We start from the raw sequence: 21,488 nt of genomic DNA on the forward strand, positions 1-21,488 counted from the left end.
CAGCGGCATGAGCACCGAGGCCCGAAAGCCGCCGCCCCAGATCGCGCTGAAGATCCGGCGCATTCTGGGCGGCAGGGCAGGCTGGAACGGCGTTGCCGTCCAGTTTGCCTTCGCGGCGATCCTCGGCTGGATCGGCTATGAGATCATCTCCAATGCTCGTGCCAACCTGGAGAACCAGCATATCGCCGCCGGCTTCGGCTTCCTCAGGAACAATGCCGGCTTCGACGTCAACCAGACCCTGATCTCCTATTCCGGATCGGACACTTTCCTGCGCGTGTTCGTGGTCGGGCTTTTGAACACGCTGGTGGTCTCGGCGGTGGGTATCGTCTTTGCCACCGTGATCGGGTTCATCGTCGCGCTGTGTCGGCTGTCGCCCAACTGGCTCTTGTCGCGCGTCAGCGAGATCTATGTCGAGGTCATTCGCAACCTGCCGCTATTGTTCCAGATCCTGTTCTGGTACCTCGCGGTGCTCGCGGCCCTGCCCAATCCACGACAGAGCATTTCGCTGCTCGGCATTGCCTTCATCAGTAATCGCGGACTCGTCATTCCGAGCGCGATCGGCGAGCGCGGACTCGAACCGTTTTTGGCAATGCTGGCCTTCGGCGTCGTTGCGTCACTGGCCCTGCACTTCCATGCGCGGCGTGCGCTGTTTCGGCAGGGGCGGGTGATCCGGATCTGGCCCTATGTGCTGGGTCTGCTGTTCGGGTTGCCGCTCGCTACCGTCCTGATGTTCGGTCTGCCTTTAACCTTCGAGCTGCCGCAGCTCAGGGGGTTCAACTTCGCCGGCGGCTCGCGGATCATTCCCGAATTCGTGGCGCTGACGCTGGCGCTGTCGACCTATACCGCCGCCTTCATCGCCGAGATCGTGCGTGCCGGCATCCTGTCCGTTCACAAGGGGCAGATGGAGGCGGGGTCCTCGCTCGGTCTCAGCCGCGGCGCCACGCTCCGCCTCATCGTCGTGCCGCAGGCCATGCGCGTCATCGTGCCGCCGCTGACCAACCAGTATCTCAATCTCACCAAGAACTCGTCGCTGGCGGTCGCGATCGGCTATCCTGACCTGGTCTCGGTGTTCGCCGGCACCTCGCTAAGCCAGACCGGACAGGCGATCGAGATCATTGCGATGACGATGGGCATGTACCTCCTGATCTCGCTGTTCACCAGCGCTGTCATGAGCGTCTACGGTTGGCGCGTCAATCGGGGCCTCGGCGCATGAGCGATGTCACTTCGCTCAGCTTCGTGCGGCGGGATCTGCTCGCCGAGCGTCCCGCGCCGGTGAAGACCACCGGCTTCATCGGCCTGATGCGCACGCGCCTGTTCAACTCGCCGACCAACATCCTACTCACGGTCGTAGGTGCCTTGCTGCTCTGGTTCACCATCGTTCCCTCGGTCAAGTTCCTGATGGTCGATGCGGTCTGGACCGGCCAGGACCGCACCGCGTGTCTCCCCGAGAACGCAGGCTTTGTGGTCGGCGCCTGCTGGCCCTACATCCAGGCCAAGCTGCCCCAGCTGATCTACGGCTTCTATCCCGAGGCCGAGCGCTGGCGCGTCAACGTCACATTCCTCCTTTCAGCCGTCCTTCTCGTGCCGCTGCTCGTCCCGCGGCTGCCGGCGAAGGGCATCAACGCCAGCCTCTTCTTCGTCGCATTTCCGGTGGTCGCATTTTTCCTGCTGTACGGTGGCGGCATCAAGGGATTTGGCTTGAGCTGGACGGCCGGGCTGCTTCAGCTGTTCGACGAGAGCATTATCGGCGCCGGGCAGGCGCTGCTCAATCTGAGCAAGACATCCGCAATCGGCCCTCTGCTGTGGAGTCTCGGAAGCTTGATCATGCTGGTCGGCACGGCGATCTCCTGGTTGATCTTTCCGCTCACCTGGCTGAGCGATCATATCCAGGGGACGGCGCAACCGGTCTGGATCGATTTTGCCGTTACCGCCGCGATTGTCTCCCTCGTCGCCTTCGTACTGGGGGGCGGCGTTCGTGCTGGAGGGCGCGCTCTGGTGACCAGCGTCGCCGTTTTCATCGGCATCGCGGTCGTCATCCAGCTGATGGGCCTCGATCGCGGCGGATTACCGGTCGTGTCGACGAATCTGTGGGGCGGCCTTCTGGTGACCCTGGTGGTCTCTGTCACCGGCATCGTCACCTCGCTGCCGATCGGCATCGCATTGGCCCTTGGCCGCCGCTCCACGATTCCGTTGATCCGCATCTTTTCGATCACGTTCATCGAGTTCTGGCGCGGTGTGCCGCTGATCACCGTGCTGTTCTTCGCCACCTATATGTTGCCTCTGTTCCTGCCCGGCAATTTCAGCGTCGACGGGCTCGTCCGCGCGCTGATCGGCATTGCGCTGTTTACCGGGGCCTATCAGGCCGAGAACGTCCGCGGCGGGCTCGCTGCGATCCCGCGCGGGCAAAGCGAGGCGGCGGCCGCCCTCGGCCTGTCCTGGTGGAAAACGACCTCGCTGATCGTGTTGCCGCAGGCGCTGCGCCACGTCATTCCGAACCTCGTGAACAGCTTCATCTCGCTGTTCAAGGACACCTCGCTGGTCTCGATCGTAGCGCTGTTCGATCTTCTCGGCTCCCTTCGTGCCTCGTTCTCGGATCCGAAATGGTCGACGCCGTCGACGGCGTTCACGGGTTTCGCCTTCGCCGGGATCATCTACTTCGTCTTCTGCTTTGGCATGTCGCGCTACTCGCTGTTCGTCGAGCACCGCCTCAACGCCCACCGGCGCAACTGATCGAGGTCACCATGTCCGACCCCATCGTCAAGATCTCGGGCCTCAACAAGTGGTACGGCGAATTCCACGTCCTGCGTGACATCGATCTGGCGGTCAACAAGGGCGAGCGCATCGTGATCTGCGGCCCCTCGGGCTCGGGCAAGTCGACGTTGATCCGCTGTATCAATGCGCTGGAGGAGTTCCAGGAGGGCGAGATCGTCGTCGACGGTATCGAGCTTGGTCCCAACCTCAAGCATGTCGATGCCGTGCGCCGTGAAGTCGGCATGGTATTCCAGAGCTTCAATCTGTTTCCGCATCTGACCGTGCTCGACAATTGCACGTTGGCGCCGATCTGGGTCCGCAACATCCCCAAGAAGGATGCGGAGGCGGCGGCGATGAAGTTCCTGGAGCGGGTCAAGATCCCGCACCAGGCCAACAAATTTCCGGGGCAGATGTCCGGCGGCCAGCAGCAGCGCGTCGCAATCGCCCGCGCGCTGACCATGAATCCGAAGGTGATGCTGTTCGACGAGCCGACCTCGGCGCTCGATCCCGAGATGGTCAAGGAGGTTCTCGACACCATGGTCGATCTGGCCGAGGAGGGCATGACCATGCTGGTCGTCACCCACGAGATGGGCTTTGCCCGCGAGGTCGCCAACCGCGTCGTGTTCATGGACGCTGGCCAGATCATCGAGGCCAACACTCCGAACGAGTTCTTCGCCGCTCCGCAGCACGCCCGCACGAAGCTGTTCCTCAGCCAGATTCTGCGGTGAACCTTGCGATCCGGCCTCGCGGTCTGACCGACCGCAAGCCTGGCACCATGCGAATCAGCTGGCCTCTTTCCGAGCAATACTCGGGAGAGAGATCTTGCAGAGAAGCGCCGGCGCGCGCGCATATCACAATGCGCGACTGGAAAAGAAGCTGAAGAAGCAAGCCGATGCCGTCATGGCATTCGCGGTCGAGGCACTCGGGCAGGGCAGACTTGACGAAGCCGAGATGCTCTGCCGCGAGATCTTGAAGGAGGTGCCGGATCATTTCCACGCCACGCACCTGCTCGGCCTGCGCGCGTTCGATGGCAGGCGGCTCGAGGAAGCGGAAATCCTGCTTGAGCGTGCGATTGCGCTCGATCCGCGTTCGCCCGATGCCCACGGCAATCTCGGAGCCGTGTATTTCGACCTCCAGAAATTTCAGGAAGCCCGCGCATGCCAGGAGAAGGCCATTGCGCTGAAGCCGAATTGCCCGATCACCCTGACCAATCTCGGCAACACCCTGCTGCATATCGGCCTCGCCGAGGAGGCGATCGGGCTGCACGAACGCGCGATCAGGCTCAAGCCGGATTATGCCGACGCACTTTGCAACAGGGGCATGGCGGAACTGATGACCGGCCGGTTAGAACGCGCCAAAGAGAGCTTCGATCGCGCGCTGGCGTTTCAGCCGCGTCATGCGGAGGCGATCGCCGGCAAGGGCATGGTGAGCCTCGAGCTCCGACACTTCGAGGAGGCAGTCGTCGCCTTTGACGCAGCACTCGCGCTCAAGCCCGGTTCACCGCAGCTTCTGCTGCAGCGCGGGCGTCTCAATCTAACCCGGTCCCGGCTGGAGCAGGCGGCCGCGGACCTCGATGCGGCGCTGGTGCAATCGCCGCGGCTCGAGCTCGCACTGTGCTGGAGAGCGCAGATCGACCTCCTCGTGGGGAATACCGCGCGGGCTCTGGCGGGCGTCAAGCGACTTCTCGAGGTCAATCCGCAATCTGAGATGGGGATGGCGCTTCTGGCGGCTTGCCATGTGAACCAGGGAGACATCGCGACCGCACTCGAGCACCTGGACGCGGCGCTCAGGATCGCTCCGGATTTTCCGGAAGCTATCGGATACAAGATTTTCGTGTTGGACTATCTGCCGGAGGCCGACTTCGTGGCCCAGCAGGCTGCGCGAAGATATTGGTGGGACGCGATCGGGGCCAAGCTTCCGCAAAGGACGCTGCTGCCGCGCGAGGTCGATCCGGACAGGCGGATCGTGATCGGATATGTCGCCTCCGAATTCAGGCGCCACTCGGCAGCGTATTCGCTGCTGCCGGTGCTGCGCCATCACGATCACGCCAAATTCAAGATCGTCTGCTATTCCTGCTGGCCATCTCAGGACGAGATGACTGAGCGCTTCAAGCCTCTCGCCGATGTCTGGGTCGATGCTGCGCAGCTTTCGGACGACGAGCTGGCCGATCGCATCCAGGCGGACGGGATCGACATTCTGATCGACGTATCCGGGCATACGACCGGCAGCAGGCTCCATGTGTTCGCACGGAAGCCGGCGCCTATCCAGGTCACCGGCTTCGGGCATGCCACGGGGACCGGCCTTCAGACCATGGACTACGTGCTTGCGGACCCGATCTTCATTCCGCAATCGGCGCGCCATCTGCTGGCTGAAAAGGTCCACGATCTGCCGTGCCTGATCACGATCGATCCGATCCTGGACGTGCCGCCGTCCGAGCTTCCCATGCTCCGCAACGGCTATGTGACATTCGGCGTGTTCAACCGCATCTTCAAGATATCGGACGAGGCCATCCGGGTGTGGTCGAAGGTGATGCGGGCGGTGACAGGGTCGAAGATCATCGTCAAGAACGGGCTGCTCGACGACCCAATGCTGCGCGATCGCCTGATCGCGAGGTTCGTGGCCCAGGGCATCGCCGCGGAGAACGTCGTCTGCATGGGCTCGACCCCGCGTGAGGAGCATCTGCGGGTGTTTGCGCACGTCGATATTTCGCTTGATACGTTCCCGCAGAACGGCGGCATCAGCACCTGGGAATCGCTCTATGCCGGCGTTCCCGTCGTCGCCAAGCTCGGCAACGGCGCCTCGTCGCGCGCTGGCGGCTCCATCGTGGCCGCCGTGGGTCTCCAGGACTGGGTCGCCGAAGATGATGGCGGCTACGCCGCGATCGCGATCAAACATGCATCGGAGCCTGTTCATCTGGCGAAGTTGCGCAACGAGTTGCCGGCTCGGATCGCCGCATCCCCCGCCGGCAATGTCGAGATCTATACGCGCAGGGTCGAGGCGGGATATCGCCAGTTCTGGCGAGACTATTGTGCCGTGGCCTCAAAGGGCGGGAGGTAGCTTGGGCCCGGCCGGATGTTGCCTTGAGCCCCCGGGAAATCCCGGAGGCTCGGCTGATCGGCGGCCCCGACGGCGAATCAGCTAGACTCTCCGTACGGCCATTCTCCGGAGAGACACATTGCAAAGCAGCGGCGCCGGCGCGCGCGCATTCCAGAACGCGCGATTGCAGAAGAAACTGATGAAGCAGGCGGACGCCGTCATCTCCGCTGCCGGGGCCGCCTATGGCCAGGGCAGGTATGGAGAAGCCGAGGCGCTCTGCCGGGAGATCCTGAAGGCGCTTCCGGAGCATTTCGACGCGACGCATCTGCTCGGCTTGTGTGCACATGAAGGCCGGCGCCTGGAGGAGGCCCGGCAGTTGCTTGAACGGGCGATTGCGCTCGATCCACGCTCGCATGAGGCCTACAGCAATCTCGCGACGGTCTATTTCGACCTGAAGAAGTTCGAGGATGCGCGCAGGTGTCAGGAGAAGGCTATCGCGCTGAAGCCGAACTTTCCGCTTGCGCTGACCAACCTCGGGAACACGCTGCTGCACATGAAGCAGGCCGAGCAGGCAATCGAGCTGCACGAACGCGCTATCAGGCTGAAGCCTGACTATGCCGATGCATTCTGCAACCGCGGCATGGCGGAACTCATGATGGGCCAGATCGAGCGTGCCAGGGAGAGTTTCGATCGCGCCCTGGTATTTCAGCCGCGTCACGCCGAAGCGATCGCCGGCAAGGGAATGGTGAGCGTCGAACTCCGGCACTTTGACGAGGCCGAAGCCGCGCTCGCGGCCGGGCTTGCCATCAAGCCCAATTCGCCGAGGCTGCTGGCGCAGCGCGGACGGCTCAATTTTGATCTGTCGCGGCTGCCGCAGGCGGCTGCGGATTTCGAGGCCGCGCTGGCGCAAGCGCCGACCCTCGAGCTGGCATTGCGCGGGAAGGCACAAGTCAACATTCTCCTGGGGAACACGGCGCAGGCGATTGCGGCGGTCAAGACTCTGCTCGAGGAAAATCCGCGATCCGAGATCGGCATGGCACTGCTGGCGTCGTGTTACGCGAGTCAGGGCGACATCACGACGGCACTCGCGCATCTCGACGCGGCGTTGGAGCTCAGGCCGGACTACGCGGACGCCATCGAGCGCAAGATCTTCTTGCTGGACTATCTGTCCGAAGCCGGTTTCGCCATTCAACAAGCGGCGCGAAAATCGTGGTGGGATGCAGTCGGCGTCAAGCTGCCGCGAAGGACGTTGGCGCCGCGGGAGCTCGATCCGGACAAGCGGATCGTGATCGGCTATGTCGCGTCCGAGTTCAGGAACCACTCGGCGGCGCTCACTTTGTTGCCGGTTCTGCGCCATCATGATCACGCCAGGTTCGAGATCATCTGCTATTCCTGCTGTCCGTTGCCGGATGAGATGACCGAACGATTCAAGCCCTTGGCGGACGTCTGGGTCGACGCCGGGCAGCTTTCGGACGACGAGTTGGCCGACCGTATCCAGGCCGACAAGGTCGATGTCCTGATCGACGTATCCGGGCATACAACCGGCAACAGGCTCCATGTGTTCGCTCGCAAGCCCGCGCCAATCCAGGCGACGGGGTTCGGACACGCCACAGGCACGGGCCTTCAGACCATGGACTATGTGCTCGCGGACCCGACTTTCATCCCGCAATCGGCGCGCCACTTGCTGGCCGAGAAAGTCTATGATTTGCCGTGTCTGATCACGATCGAGCCCATCCTCGACGTGCCACCGTCGGAGCTTCCCATGCTCCGCAACGGCCATGTGACGTTCGGCGTGTTCAACCGCATCTACAAGATATCGGACGAGGCGATCCGCGTGTGGTCGAAGGTGATGCGCGGGGTGACCGGGTCGAAGATCATCATCAAGCACGGACTGCTCGACGATCCCTTGCTGCGGGACAGCCTGGTGGCGCGGTTCGTGGCGCAAGGTATCGCGGCGGAGAACATCACCTGCATGGGGTCGACGTCGCGCCACGAGCATTTGCTCGCCTTCGCGAAGGTCGACATTTCGCTCGATACATTCCCGCAGAACGGCGGCATCAGCACCTGGGAATCGCTTTACGCCGGCGTTCCCGTCGTCGCCAAGCTCGGCAACGGCGCTTCCTCGCGCGCCGGCGGGTCGATCGTCGCTGCCGTCGGTCTCGAGGACTGGGTGGCCGAGGACGATGAAGGCTATGCCGCGATCGCGATCAAACATGCATCGGAGCCTGTTCATCTGGCGAAGTTGCGCAGCGAGTTGCCGGCTCGGATCGCCGCATCCCCTGCCGGCAATGTCGAGATCTACACGCGCAGGGTCGAGGCGGGATATCGCCAGTTCTGGCGCGATTATTGCGCCTCGGCCTCGGAACGCGGCCCGGCGTAGGCGCTGAGCACCGGGACATTCCGGAGGCGAGGCCGGTCCCGCGGGCGGCCGGCGGGGCCTGCGAATCAGTTAGACTTTCTCCGGGCGATCCTCCGGAGAGAATACTTTGCAGAGCAGCGGCGCCGGCGCGCGCGCATTCCAGAACGCGCGATTGCAGAAGAAACTGAAGAAACAGGCAGACGCGGTCGTCGCCGCCGCGGCAAGCGCCTATGGCCAGGGCCGATATGCGGAGACCGAGGCGCTCTGCCGTCAGATCCTGCAAGCGCTTCCGGATCATTTCGACGCCACGCACCTGCTCGGCCTGTGTGCGCAGAACGGCCGACGCCTGGACGAGGCGCAACGGCTGCTGGAGCGTGCGACCGCGATCGATCCTCGTTCGCACGAGGCCCACAGCCATCTTGGGGCAGTGCATTTCGATCTCAGGAACTTCGATGAAGCGCGCCGCTGCCAGGAGAAGGCGATCGCACTGAAGCCGAATTTTCCGCAGGGTCTGGCCAATCTCGGCAATACACTGCTCCAGCTCAACTTCGCGGAGCAGGCGATCGAAATGTACGAACGCGCGATTAAGCTGAAGCCGGACCATGCCGATGCGCTCTGCAATCGCGGCCTGGCGGAGCTGGCGCTGCGCCAGTTTGACCGCGCCAAGCAGAGTTTCGATCGCGCTCTCGTGTTTCAGCCGCGGCACACGGAAGCGCTCGTCGGCAAAGGCGTGGTCTGTATTGAGCTCAAGCACTACGATGAAGCGAAAGCCGCGCTCGAAGCCGCGCTCGCGATCAGGCCTCATTGGGCCAAGGCCCTGGCGCACCGCGGACGGCTGCATTTCGAGCTGTCGCGACTGGACCAGGCGGCCGTGGATTTTGATGCAGCACTTGCGCTTTCGCCCAAGCTCGAGGTCGCCTTGCAGGGGAAGGCGCAAGTCAGCATCCAGCTTGGGAATACGGCCGAGGCGATTGAGGCCGTCAGGATCCTGCTCGTGGAAAATCCGCGCTCCGCGATTGCGGTGACGCTGCTGAGCGCCTGTTTCGCCAACCAGGGAGAGATCGCATCCACCATCGCGCATCTCGACGCCGCGCTGGCGCTCGCGCCTGACGATGCCGACCTGATTGCACGCAAGATCTTCTTTCTGGACTTTCTCTCCGACGCCGATTTCGCGCTCCAGCAGGCTGCGCGGAAATACTGGTGGGAGGCGATCGGGTCCAGATTGCCGCAACGGACGTTGGCGCCGCGGGAGCGCGATCCGGACAGGCGGATCGTGATCGGATATGTCGCGGCCGAGTTCTGGTACCACTCGGCTGCGTTCGCCCTGTTGCCGGTGCTACGCCACCATGATCACGCCAGGTTCAAGATCGTCTGCTATTCGTGCTCGCCGCGACGCGATGAGATGACGGCCGAATTCAACTCCTATGCGGACGTCTGGGTCGATGCCTGGCAGCTTTCGGACGACGAACTGGCCGATCGTATCCAGGCCGACAAGGTGGATATCCTGATCGATGTGTCGGGTCACTCCTCGGGCAACAGGCTTCCAGTCTTCGCACGGAAGCCGGCGCCCATCCAGGTCACAGGCTTCGGGCACGCCACCGGCACCGGCCTTCAGACCATGGATTATGTGCTCGCAGATCCGATTTTCATTCCCAAGTCGGCGCGCCATCTGCTGGCAGAAAAAGTCTACGATCTGCCATGCCTGATCACGATCGATCCCATCCTGGACGTGCCGTCGTCGGAGCTTCCCATGCTTCGCAACGGCTATGTGACGTTCGGCGTGTTCAACCGCATCTTCAAGATATCGGACGAGGCCATCCGGGTGTGGTCGAAGGTGATGCGCGCGGTGACAGGGTCGAAGATCATCATCAAGCATACTTTGCTTGACGATCCCTTGCTGCGCGACAGCCTGGTCGCGCGGTTCGTGGGGCAGGGTATCGGCGAAGACAATGTCATCTGCATGGGCTCGACCCCGCGCGATGAGCATCTGCGGGCGTTTGCGAATGTCGACATTTCGCTCGATACGTTCCCGCAGAACGGCGGCATCAGCACCTGGGAATCGCTCTATGCCGGCGTTCCCGTCGTCGCCAAGCTGGGCAACGGCGCTTCCTCGCGCGCCGGCGGGTCGATTGTGGCGGCAGTCGGTCTCGAGGACTGGGTCGCCGAAGATGATGAGGGCTATGCCGCGATCGCGTACAAATACGCGACGCAGCCGGCTTGTCTGGCGAAGTTGCGCAACGAATTGCCGGCTCGGATCGCCGCATCCCCCGCCGGCAATGTCGAGATCTACACGCGCAAGGTCGAGGCGGGATATCGCCAGTTCTGGCGTGACTATTGTGCGGCGGGGTCGGAACACGGCGCGATGGTATAGGGCATCCTGCCGTGCGCGAGCTCGGGCGGTGTCTCCGACGTGAGCCTTCCCTCCGCGATCACACGAACGGCGGCTTGATGTTGCTGCGCTTCTCCAGCCACTCCGGCACCGGCAGGTTCTTGGCGCGCATGAAGTCGGCGTTGAACAGCTTGGATTGGTAGCGGCTGCCGGAATCGCAGAGCATGGTCACGACTGTCTTGCCAGGCCCGAGCTGTTTCGCAAGGCGCATCGCGCCGACAATGTTGACGCCGGTCGAGCCGCCGAGGCACAGGCCCTCGTGCTGCAGCAGCTCGTAGATGGCGCTCACGGCCTCAGCATCGGGTATGAGATAGGCGTCATCGACTTTGGCTGTTTCGACGATCGCCGTGGCGCGGTTGAGGCCAATGCCTTCGGTGATCGAGCTCCCGGGCGTCGCCTTGGCTTCGCCGGTCCTGAAATATTCGTACATGCCGGCGCCGTGCGGATCGGCGCAGGCGATGCGAATGGTCTTGCTCTTCTCTTTCAGATAACGGCTGACGCCGGCCAGCGTGCCGCCGCTGCCGACCGAGCAGACGAAGCCGTCGACCTTGCCTGCGGTCTGTTCCCAGATCTCCGGCCCCGTGGATTCGTAATGCGCCTTGGCATTATCGAGATTGTTCCACTGATCGGCGAATAGCACGCCATTCGGCTCGGTCTTGCGCAACTCGTCGGCGAGTCGCCGGCCGACATGCTGGTAGTTGTTGGGGTTGGCGTAAGGAAGGGCGGGCACTTCGATCAGCTCGGCACCGCACAGCTTCAGAAAGTCCTTCTTCTCCTGGCTTTGCGTTTCCGGGATCACGATCAAGGTGCGGTAGCCGCGCGCGCTCGCCACGACCGCCAGTCCGATGCCGGTATTGCCGGCGGTCGCTTCCACCACGAGACCGCCAGGCTTGAGCTCGCCGCGCTTCTCCGCCTCCAGGATCATCCATTTGCCGGCGCGGTCCTTGACCGACTGGCCCGGATTCATGAACTCGGCCTTGCCGAGGATGGTGCATCCGGTCAATTCCGAGGCGCGCTTCAGCTTGATCAGCGGGGTGTTGCCGATGGCTTCGACAACGTCGTTTCGAATGGGCATGTCGGGGAAAATCGCTACCAGGGGGTTGATCAGGTCTGGCGAGAACGTAGTGCTTGGCAGGCCAAAGGGGAAGGCCTTTGCGGTGCGGCGAACCGGAGCGAAACGTCCGCTCAAACACTGATATTCTCGAGGGACGAAACCGGCGGAAGATGCGCGTGGCCGCGAGGCGGGGATATCGGTAGGAGGAAATCATCGAGCTTGGTCAGGGAGCGAAATGATACGCGCTTCATGAGCAGTCTTGCGACCAATTCTTGCTACGGGCGACACCGGTCGAGTTCGAGAGGCGTGGGAAGGCCGGAGCGACATCGGCACGAAAGAGCCACGGGGGTCGGCAGTTGACGGTCTTGTGAGTTGCCGGAGGGCGTGATTGAGCTGAAGCCGCAGGGTGTGGTCGTATTGAAGGGCTCAGCAGCCCGTGTTGCAGCAATATCACATGAAATCTTGGTAAGCTTGATCGCGCTTCCAATGTACCGCAATCCAAGAAGCCGCTGCGAGACAGGCACATTCGGCATTCTTGCGCGCTCCCTGCCGGCGCATTGACATGGGCATCTCGCAACTGCGGCACTGTCCCGCCATTCCGCGCCCGGCTAGTATGGTTCGAGGTTCCGCAGAAAGCATCACGCCTGTGAACGCGTCGTTCAAAGCCTCCCGACTGCCCCGCCGCGAATCGGTTAATCCGGCTGTGCGGCAGCGGCTCGTTCTGCCCGGCGGGGGCTGGATGTGACACTGGAAGTTCCTGCGATCGCCGCGCGGCGGTTTCTCGGTTCTCCGTCATGGACGCTGCGCGCGGCGCGCTGGATTGCGGTGCTGTGCCTCGGTGCCGGTTCCGGTGCGTGTGTGCTGACCCAGGATCTTCCAGATCCCGCCCTCGACGTTCCCGCGCAGTACAAATATGCGGGCAAAGGCGATGCGCCGCCGTCACTGGATTGGTGGCGCGGCTTCCGCTCTGCGGAGCTGACGCAGCTGATGCAGGAGGCGCAGACCGTCAATCTCGACATCGCAGCCGCCGTTGCGCGCATCGTCCAGGCCGATGCCCAGGCGCGGCAGGCGGGCGCCGCGCTGCTGCCCAGCGTCTCCTCTGGCGGCTCGGAAACCTATTCGCGCACCTCGGGCTCGAGCGCTTCGGGCCTGTCCATCGGCGGGCGCGAGGTCGTCAATTATTCGGCCTCGCTCAGCGCGAGCTACCAGCTCGACTTCTGGGGCCAGAACCGCGCCGCGCTGCAGACCGCAGAGGAGACGGCCAACGCCAACCGCTTCGATCGCGACACGGTGGCACTGACGACGCTGGCAGCCGTCGCCAACGCCTATTTCCAGGTGCTGGCCTCGCAGGACCGCATCAGGACCTCGCAGCGTAACATCGCGAGCGCGCAGCGCATTCTCGACGCCGTCAGGGAACGGCGCAACGCCGGCACCGGCACCGATCTCGACGTCGCCCAGCAGGAGAGCGTGCTCGCAAACCAGAAGGCGCTTGTGCCACCACTGCGCCAGACGCTCGACCAGAATGTCAATGCCCTCGCGGTGCTGGTTTCCCGCCCGCCGGAAAGCGTGCGCGTGCACGGCGGCTCCCTGGACCGGATCGCGATCCCGCGCGTGACACCCGGCCTGCCGTCGGAACTGCTGACGCAGCGGCCCGACATTCGCCGACAGGAGGCGCAGCTCGCCTCCGCCACCGCAAACATCGGCAATGCCCGCGCGCAGTTCTTTCCGACCATCCAGCTCACCGGCAATGGAGGCTATCAGAGTTCGGCGCTGGTCTCGCTGTTCCAGCCGCATGCGGCCTTCTTCCAGCTCGTCGGCAGCGCGACGCAGCCGATCTTCGACGGGGGCAGGATCCTCGGCAATTTCGAGCTTGCCAAGGCACGGCAGGACGAGCTGCTTCAGATCTACCGCAAGACCATCATCCAGGCCTTTGCCGACGTCGACAACGCACTGTTCTCGATCAAGCAAACCACGATCAGGCTGCAATTGCAGCGCGACGTCGTTGCCGCCTCGCGCCGAGCATTCGACTTGTCCGAGCAGCAGCTGCGCGCCGGCACTGCCGATATCGTGACCGTGCTCAACACCCAGCTGACCCTGTTCCAGGCGGAAGATGCGCTGTTGCAGGCGCAACTGGCCCGCCTGCTCGCCATCGTCAGCCTGTATCAGGCGCTCGGCGGCGGCTGGGAGCCGCGAATGGAGAAACCGGTCAATGCTCTTTAAGCCGGATGCGAAGCAAGGCGCGGGAGAGGGGAGGGCGAAAAGATCGCGTGCACGCGGCTTCGTCGTGACTCTTATCACGCTCGCGATCCTCGGTGGCCTTGGTTACCTCGGCTGGATTGCGATGCACCAGCAGCAGGCCAACAATCGCAACCAGCGCCCCGATCTGCCGGTGCCGGTGCTGGCGGCGACCCCGCGCATTCAGGACGTGCCGGTCTTTCTCGACGGCGTCGGCGCGGTCCGCGCGCTCAACACCGTGACCGTGCGCTCGCAGGTCGATGGCAAGCTGATCTCGGTCAATTTCACGGAAGGCCAGGACGTCAAGAAAGGCGACGTGCTCGGCGAGATTGATCCGGCGATCTACCAGGCCCAGTACGACCAGGCCGTCGCCAAGAAGGCGCAGGACCAGGCGCAGCTCGCCAACCAGCGCATCGACCTTGCGCGCTACGAGCAGCTCGCCGCCTCCAATGCCGGCTCCAAGCAGCAGGCCGACACGCAGCGCGCGCTGGTGGCGCAGACCGAGGCGCTGGTGAAAGCCGATCAGGCCGCAATCGACAATGCGGCGGCAACGCTCAGCTACACCAAGATCGTGGCGCCGATCTCGGGGCGGGCCGGCCTGCGCCAGGTCGACCAGGGCAACATCATCCGCGCGTCCGATACCACGGGCCTCGTGGTGATCACGCAATTGCAGCCGATCGCGGTGTGGTTCAGCCTGCCTCAGCAGCAGATCATGCGCGTCAACGCGGCCGCGGCAAGAGGGCCCCTCGCGGTCGACGTGTTCGGCAATGACGGCGTGACCGTGATCGACACCGGCAAGCTGACCGGCATCGACAACCTGGTCGACCAGACAACGGGCACGCTCAAGCTCAAGGCCGAATTCCCCAATGCCAATTACCAGCTCTGGCCGGGCCAGTTCGTCAATGTCCGCCTCAAGGTAGAGACCTTGACGCAGGCGCTGGTGGTGCCGACCTCGGCAGTGCAACGAGGGCCGGTCGGGACGTTCAGCTATGTCATCGGTGAGGACAACATCGTCTCGGCCAAGCCCGTTACCGTGACGCAGCAGAACGAGCATGATGCCGTGATAGCCGGCGGCTTGTCCGCGAGCGACAAGGTCGTCACCACGGGCTTTGCCAATCTGGCCGACGGCTCCAAGGTGATCATCGGCCGCGATGACCAGACCCCGTCAGCGGATCTTGCGCCGCGCAAGCGCTCGCGCGGGCCGGACGCCCAGAAGAAGGATGGTGCGAGAGACGGCCAGAAGAACGGCCAAGTCAAGGAGGGCGAGTTCCGCGCCAAGCGCAAGAGCAGCGAAGGCGACCAGAAGGGGCAGACCGGGCCGGCACCGGGGCCGGGGGCATCGGGACCAGGAGCCAAGCAGCCATGATCCCGACAACAGCCGCCTGAGCGGCAGGCAGATCCCATGGGCGTCTCCGAACCCTTCATCCGTCGACCCATCGCGACCTCGCTGCTCGGCATCGCTCTCATGATCGGCGGGCTGCTGGGCTATTTCGCGCTCCCGGTCTCGGCGCTGCCCCAGGTCGATTTCCCGACGGTTCAGGTGACGACGCAGCTTCCTGGCGCCAGCCCCGACGTGGTCGCCTCGCTGATCACCGCGCCGCTGGAGCGGCAGCTCGGCCAGATCCCGTCGCTGACGTCGATGAACTCGACCAGCTCGTTCGGCGTCAGCCAGATCTCGCTCCAGTTCGACCTCAACCGCGACATCGACGGCGCCACCCAGGACGTGCAGGCCGCGATCAACGCGGCGGCCGGCGTGCTGCCCAAGACGCTGCCCTATCCGCCGACCTACGCCAAGGTGAACCCGGCGGATGCGCCGGTGATGACGCTGGCGCTGCGCTCGGACACGATCTCGCTGCGAGCGATGAGCGACATCGCTGATACCATTTTGGCGCAGCGTTTGAGCCAGATCTCTGGCGTCGGGCGCGTCTCGGTGCTGGGCGGGCTGAAGCCGGCCGTGCGCATCCAGGCCGATCTGGCGCGCCTCGCCGCCTACGGCATCGCCATGGAGGATCTGCGCACCGCGATCGCCAGCGCCAATGTCTCGGGGCCGAAGGGCTCGCTCGACGGCGCGCAACAATCCTACATCATCGCTGCCAACGACCAGATCGCGGCCGCCGACGCCTACAAACCCATCATCATCACGTATCGCAACGGCTCGCCCGTCACCATCGGCGATGTCGCACAGATTATCGATGGTCTCGAGAACGATCGCACCGGCGGCTGGTACCAGGGCGCGCCGGCCGTCATCATCGACATCCAGCGCCAGCCCGGCGCCAACGTCATCGACGTCGTCAGCCAGATCCGCGCGGAAATCCCCAAGGTGCAGCGCGCGATCCCGGCCGGCGTGAACCTCACTATCGTGTCCGACCGCACCGTCACCATCCGCGCTTCGGTGCGCGATGTGCAGTTCACGCTGGTCCTCGCCGTCGTGCTGGTAACGCTGGTCGTGCTGCTGTTCCTGCGCTCGCTGCGCGCAACGGTGATCGCCGGCGTCGCGCTGCCGCTGTCGCTGATCACGAGCTTTGGCATCATGTATTTTGCCGGCTTCAGTCTCGATAATCTCTCGCTGATGGCGCTCACGATCGGCACGGGATTCGTGGTCGACGATGCCATCGTCATGATCGAGAACATCGTGCGGCACATGGAGAACGGCGACGGTCCGATGGAGGCCTCGCTGAAGGGCGCCAGCGAGATCGGCTTCACCGTGATCTCGCTGACGGTGTCGCTGATCGCGGTGTTCATTCCGCTCTTGTTCATGTCGGGTCTCGTCGGGCGCATGTTCCGCGAATTCGCGCTGACCCTGACGATCGCGGTCGTGACGTCGGCGGTGGTCTCGCTGACGCTGACGCCGATGATGTGCTCGCGCCTGCTCAAGCATTCCCACGAAGAGCTGGCGGTGCCGGGCTTGGCCGCGATCAGCCGCTTCATCGACCGCACGGTCGAGGCCTATCACAGATCGCTGCTGTGGGTGCTGGAACGCCAGCGCGCCACGTTGGTCGTGACATTCGTTACGCTGATCGCGACCCTCGTGCTCTATGTCGTCGCGCCCAAGGGTTTCCTCCCGCTGCAGGACACCGCCTCGATCACGGCGGTAACCGAGGCTGGGCCCGACGTATCGTTCGCGGAGATGAAGAGACGGCAGGCCGAGGTGGCGGAGGCCATCAGGGCCGACCCTGATGTGCTCGGCGTGGTCTCGGTGATCGGTGCGGGTTCGGTCAATCCGACCACCAATGTCGGCCGGCTCGTCATGGGCTTGAAGCCGCGCGGCGAGCGACGGGACGACATCACAGTCGTCGTGGCCCGGCTGAAGGAGCGGGTGTCGGGCATCCCCGGCATGACCGTCTATTTCCAGCCGGTGCAGGACGTGCAGATATCGACGCAGTCGAGCCGCTCGCAATATCAGTACACGCTGACCGGTACCGATGCGACGCTGGTCTCGGAATGGGCGCGCAAGCTGGTTGCCGAGATGCGGCGCGATCCCTTGTTCCGGGACGTCTCCTCGGAGGCGCAGGAGGGAGGCCTGCGGGCTCAGCTTGATGTCGACAGGACGCGCGCAGGCCAGCTCGGCGTCAGCCTCCAGGCCATCACCGACACGCTCAACGACGCCTTCGCGCAGCGACAGATCTCGACCATTTACGGCCAGGCCAACCAATACCGCGTCGTGCTGGAGGCGCTGCCGATGTACCAGCGCGATCCCTCGATCCTGTCAAAGCTCTATCTCCCGGGCGCTGCGAGCGTGACCGCGGGCGCGCCCGCCGCCCAAGTGCCTCTGTCGGCGGTGGCGACGCTGAAGCGCACCACGGCGCCGCTCGCGATCTCGCACCAGGCGCAGTTCCCGTCCGTCTCGCTCAGCTTCAACCTCGCGCCGGGCGCGGCACTCGGCGATGCCGTCGAGGCGGTCAAGACCATCGAGACCCGCATCGGCATGCCCAACAGCATCGTCGGCGTCTACGCCGGCGACGCCGCCGAATTCGCCAAGGCGCTCGCCGGTCAGCCCTGGCTGCTGCTCGCCGCCGTTATCACGATCTACATCGTGCTCGGTGTGCTCTATGAGAGCTACATCCATCCGATCACGATCCTCTCGACGCTGCCTTCGGCCGGCGTCGGTGCGATCCTGGCCCTGATGCTATGCGGTCAGGATCTTTCGGTGATCGGCCTGATCGGCATCATCCTCTTGATGGGTATCGTCAAGAAGAACGCGATCATGATGATCGACTTTGCGCTCGAGGCCGAGCGCGGGCGGGGCATGTCGCCGAACGAGGCGATCGTGCAGGCGTGTCTCTTGCGCTTCCGCCCCATCATGATGACGACGCTGGCGGCGCTGTTCGGGGCGCTGCCGCTCGCGATCGAAAGCGGCACGGGCGCCGAGCTGCGCTTTCCGCTCGGCATCTCCATCATTGGCGGCCTGCTGCTGAGCCAGCTCCTGACCCTCTATACCACGCCCGTGATCTATCTCGCGCTCGACCGCATCAACCGGCGCCTCGAACAGGCACTGCCGCCTGCCGAATCCGGCGGGCCGCCGGTCGCCGGTGCGACCGAGGGTATGCAGTGATGGCTTCGATCTCGGAGCCCTTCATCCGCCGGCCGGTCGCGACCACGCTGCTGTCGATCGGGTTGTTCCTGCTGGGCGTCGTCGCCTACCAATTTCTGCCCGTCGCCTCAGTCCCCAATGTCGATTTCCCCGCCATCTTCGTCTCGGCCAGCCGCCCCGGCGCGGACCCGTCCGTGATGGCGGCCACGGTGGCCTCGCCCCTGGAGCGGCGGTTAGGCGAGATTGCCGGCATCAACCAGATCACCTCGACTTCGACCCTCGGGACCACCAGCATCCAGCTTCAGTTCGACATCGGCCGCAACATCGACAAGGCCGCACGCGACGTGCAGGCGGCCATCAACGCGTCGATGGTCGACCTGCCGACCGACCTGCCGACGCTGCCGCGCTTCCGGAAAGCCAATACGGCCGGCGCGCCCGTCTTCGTGCTGGCGCTGACCTCGAAAACTCTGTCGGCCAGTGCAATCTACGACGTTGCGGATACGGTCATCGCGCAGCGCATCTCGCAAGTGCCCGGCGTCGGCGATGTCACGGTATCCGGCGCCGACCAGCCGGCCGTACGGGTGCAGCTCAACCCCGTCGCGCTCTCGAGTGCTGGCATCGCCACCGACGACGTCAGGACCGCGATCGTCAATGCCAATCCGCTCGGTCCGGTCGGCATCTTCGAAGGCGAACGCCAGGCCGAGACGCTGGCGCTCAATCGGCAGATGCGCACCGCCAAAGAGTTCCGCGACATCGTCATCAAGAGCTCCAACGGCAATTTCGTGCGGCTCTCGGACGTCGCCGACATCGAGGATTCCGTCCGGAACGCCCGCTCGATCGCCTGGTTCAACAAACAGCCGGCGGTGCTGATCCAGATCACCAAGCAGGGTGATGCCAACGTCATCGACACCGTCGACAGGGTGAAGGCCCTGATCCCCGCGCTGAAGCAGTGGATCCCGGCCGGCGTCGAGATATCCACTCTGGTCGACCGTACCAGCACGATCCGCGCCAGCGTCCTGGACATGCAATGGACCCTGCTGGCGACGTCGTTCCTGGTGATGGTCGTGGTGTTCGTGTTCCTCCGCCGCCTGACCCCGACGATCGCGGCCGGGATATCGGTGCCGCTGGCGCTGGCCGGCACCTGCGCCGGGATGTGGGTCGCAGGTTTCTCGATCGACAATCTGTCGCTCATGGCGCTCGCGATCTCCGTCGGCTTCGTCGTCGACGATGCGATCGTCATGATCGAGAACATGTATCGCAATCTCGAGCATGGCATGCGGCCGTTCCAGGCCGCGCGGGAGGGTGCGAAGCAGATCGGCTTCACCGTCGTCTCGATCAGCCTGTCGCTGATCGCCGCCTTCACCCCGCTGATCTTCATGGACGGCATCGTCGGCCGTCTGCTGCGCGAATTCTCGCTGACGCTGACCTTCGCCATCCTGGTCTCGACGCTGGTGTCACTGACGGTCACGCCGATGATCTGCGCTCACTACATCCGCCAGACCACGTCCGGTACGGCGACCCTTTTCGATCGCATCATAGAGGGTTCGCTGTCGCGCATCGTGGCTTTCTACGCCAGAAGCTTGCGTGCCGTGCTGGATTATCCGTTGGCGACATTGCTGGTGTTCTTCGCCACGATCGGCCTCACCGTGACGCTCTACATCAAGGTGCCCAAGGGCTATTTCCCGACCGACGATTCCGGTTTCATCATCGGCGCGACGCGCGCCTCGGCCGACATCTCGTTCCAGTCGATGCTCAGCCTCCAGCAGCGGCTCGCCGACATCGTGATGCAGGATCCCGCCGTTGCCGGTATCGGATCGACCGTCGGCAGCGGAGGCGGGCCGGGAGCGGCGACCTCGAATCGCGGCACCATGTTCATCAGCCTGAAGCCGCCGGAGGAGCGCGACCACGTCTCGACGCAAGTTGTCATCGATCGCCTCAGGCGCGCGCTGTACCCCGTGCCCGGCATCCGTCTTTTCATGTTCGCAGCCCAGGACGTGCGCGCTGGCGGGCGCCAGAGCGATTCCGATTACCAGTACACGCTCACCAGCACCGATCTCGGGCTGCTGCAGAAATGGGCTCCGATCGTGGCCAAGCGCATGGAGAGCGTCGAAGGCATCACCGACATCTCCAGCAATCGCGACCCCGGCGGGCTCCAGCTCACGCTCTCCATCGACCGCCAGAAAGCCTCGGCGCTCGGCGTCCGGGTTCAGGATATCGACACCGCGCTCAACAATGCATTCGCGCAACGGCAGATCTCGATCATCTACACCCAGCGCAACCAGTACATGATCGTGCTGGAGATCGACCCGAAGTTCCAGGTCGATCCCTCCAACCTCGATCGCATCTATGTCGCCGGTGCGGGCGACGCCCAGGTGCCGCTATCGGCGGTGGTGCATGCTACACGCGGGCTCGCCCCGCTTGCGGTCTATCACTCGCAGTCTTTCCCTTCGACCACCGTGTCGTTCAACCTGCTGCCGGACGTACCGCTGCAGGCGGCGACGCAGAACATCCAGCGCGCGGTCGAAGAGTTGCACATGCCGGAGGGCATTCGCGGCAGCTTCGATGGCAATGCCGGCGACTTCGCCAGGACCGCCGGCCGTCAACCGCTTCTGATCCTCGGTGCGCTGGTCGCGATGTATATCGTGTTGGGTGTGCTCTATGAGAGCCTCGCTCATCCGCTCACGATCATCTCGACGCTGCCCTCGGCCGGGCTCGGCGCGCTGCTCGCGCTTCAGCTCACCAACACGCCGCTGACGGTGATCGCCTTCGTCGGAATCATCCTGTTGATCGGCATCGTCAAGAAGAACGGCATCATGATGGTGGATTTCGCGCTCGATGCCGAGCGCCAGCGAGGTCTATCGTCGGCCGAGGCGATCTTTGAAGCCTGCCAGGCGCGCTTCCGCCCCATTCTGATGACGACCATGGCGGCGCTGTTCGCCGGCATTCCGCTCGTGGTCGCGACCGGCCCCGGCACGGAGCTGCGCCGCCCGCTCGGCATCACCATCATCGGCGGCCTGTTCGTCTCCCAGATCCTGACGCTCTACACCACGCCGGTGATCTACCTCCTGATCGACCGCCTGCGGCGGCGGTCCGAGCCGCGTCCGCTGGCAGTGCCGGCGGAATAGGTTGTTGA

At 64.1% G+C, this 21,488-nt stretch carries 11 protein-coding genes; 10 read left to right on the top strand and 1 reads right to left on the bottom strand.

Annotation, left to right across the window (positions count from 1 at the left end; translation table 11 throughout):
• Positions 1-7 precede the first annotated feature (7 nt).
• The 6 genes from ASG57_RS01935 (at position 8) to ASG57_RS01960 (ending at position 10,517) form a co-directional block, all read left to right on the top strand.
• On the top strand, positions 8-1,213 hold the full coding sequence (locus ASG57_RS01935; RefSeq protein ID WP_024337770.1) for an amino acid ABC transporter permease: 1,206 nt from the start codon (positions 8-10) through the stop codon (positions 1,211-1,213).
• Positions 1,210-2,730, top strand: coding sequence for an amino acid ABC transporter permease (locus ASG57_RS01940; protein WP_024337769.1), 1,521 nt, complete (start codon positions 1,210-1,212; stop codon positions 2,728-2,730). Before ASG57_RS01935 ends, ASG57_RS01940 begins: the two co-directional genes overlap by 4 nt.
• 11 nt (positions 2,731-2,741) lie before the next feature.
• On the top strand, positions 2,742-3,479 hold the full coding sequence (locus ASG57_RS01945; RefSeq protein ID WP_024337768.1) for an amino acid ABC transporter ATP-binding protein: 738 nt from the start codon (positions 2,742-2,744) through the stop codon (positions 3,477-3,479).
• 94 nt (positions 3,480-3,573) lie between these two features.
• The gene (locus tag ASG57_RS01950; protein ID WP_024337767.1) at positions 3,574-5,808 is read left to right on the top strand and encodes an O-linked N-acetylglucosamine transferase family protein; all 2,235 of its coding nucleotides are present in this window, start codon (positions 3,574-3,576) and stop codon (positions 5,806-5,808) included.
• A gap of 118 nt (positions 5,809-5,926) precedes the next feature.
• Positions 5,927-8,167, top strand: coding sequence for an O-linked N-acetylglucosamine transferase, SPINDLY family protein (locus ASG57_RS01955; RefSeq protein WP_024337766.1), 2,241 nt, complete (start codon positions 5,927-5,929; stop codon positions 8,165-8,167).
• Between the two features lie 106 nt (positions 8,168-8,273).
• On the top strand, positions 8,274-10,517 hold the full coding sequence (locus ASG57_RS01960; RefSeq protein WP_024337765.1) for an O-linked N-acetylglucosamine transferase, SPINDLY family protein: 2,244 nt from the start codon (positions 8,274-8,276) through the stop codon (positions 10,515-10,517).
• Between the two features lie 58 nt (positions 10,518-10,575).
• On the opposite strand, the gene ASG57_RS01965 is transcribed toward ASG57_RS01960, so the two are convergent.
• A complete protein-coding gene (locus ASG57_RS01965; RefSeq protein WP_024337764.1) occupies positions 10,576-11,610 on the bottom strand; it encodes a cysteine synthase A in 1,035 nt (344 codons plus the stop codon).
• A 714-nt stretch (positions 11,611-12,324) separates the two neighbouring features.
• Here ASG57_RS01965 and ASG57_RS01970 point away from each other — a divergent pair.
• Genes ASG57_RS01970 through ASG57_RS01985 form a run of 4 tightly spaced genes read left to right on the top strand, consistent with a single transcriptional unit; the run spans position 12,325 to position 21,480 of the window.
• Positions 12,325-13,809, top strand: coding sequence for an efflux transporter outer membrane subunit (locus ASG57_RS01970; RefSeq protein WP_024337763.1), 1,485 nt, complete (start codon positions 12,325-12,327; stop codon positions 13,807-13,809).
• Positions 13,799-15,190, top strand: coding sequence for an efflux RND transporter periplasmic adaptor subunit (locus tag ASG57_RS01975; RefSeq protein WP_024337762.1), 1,392 nt, complete (start codon positions 13,799-13,801; stop codon positions 15,188-15,190). Before ASG57_RS01970 ends, ASG57_RS01975 begins: the two co-directional genes overlap by 11 nt.
• Positions 15,191-15,226: 36 nt before the next feature.
• On the top strand, positions 15,227-18,376 hold the full coding sequence (locus ASG57_RS01980) for an efflux RND transporter permease subunit (RefSeq protein WP_024337761.1): 3,150 nt from the start codon (positions 15,227-15,229) through the stop codon (positions 18,374-18,376).
• Entirely contained in the window at positions 18,376-21,480 is a 3,105-nt protein-coding gene (locus tag ASG57_RS01985) for an efflux RND transporter permease subunit (protein ID WP_024337760.1), read from the top strand. The genes ASG57_RS01980 and ASG57_RS01985 overlap by 1 nt, the downstream gene beginning before the upstream one ends.
• Positions 21,481-21,488 lie beyond the last annotated feature (8 nt).

It is taken from the genome of Bradyrhizobium sp. Leaf396, assembly GCF_001424605.1.
GTDB classification, from domain to species: Bacteria; Pseudomonadota; Alphaproteobacteria; order Rhizobiales; family Xanthobacteraceae; genus Bradyrhizobium; species Bradyrhizobium japonicum_C.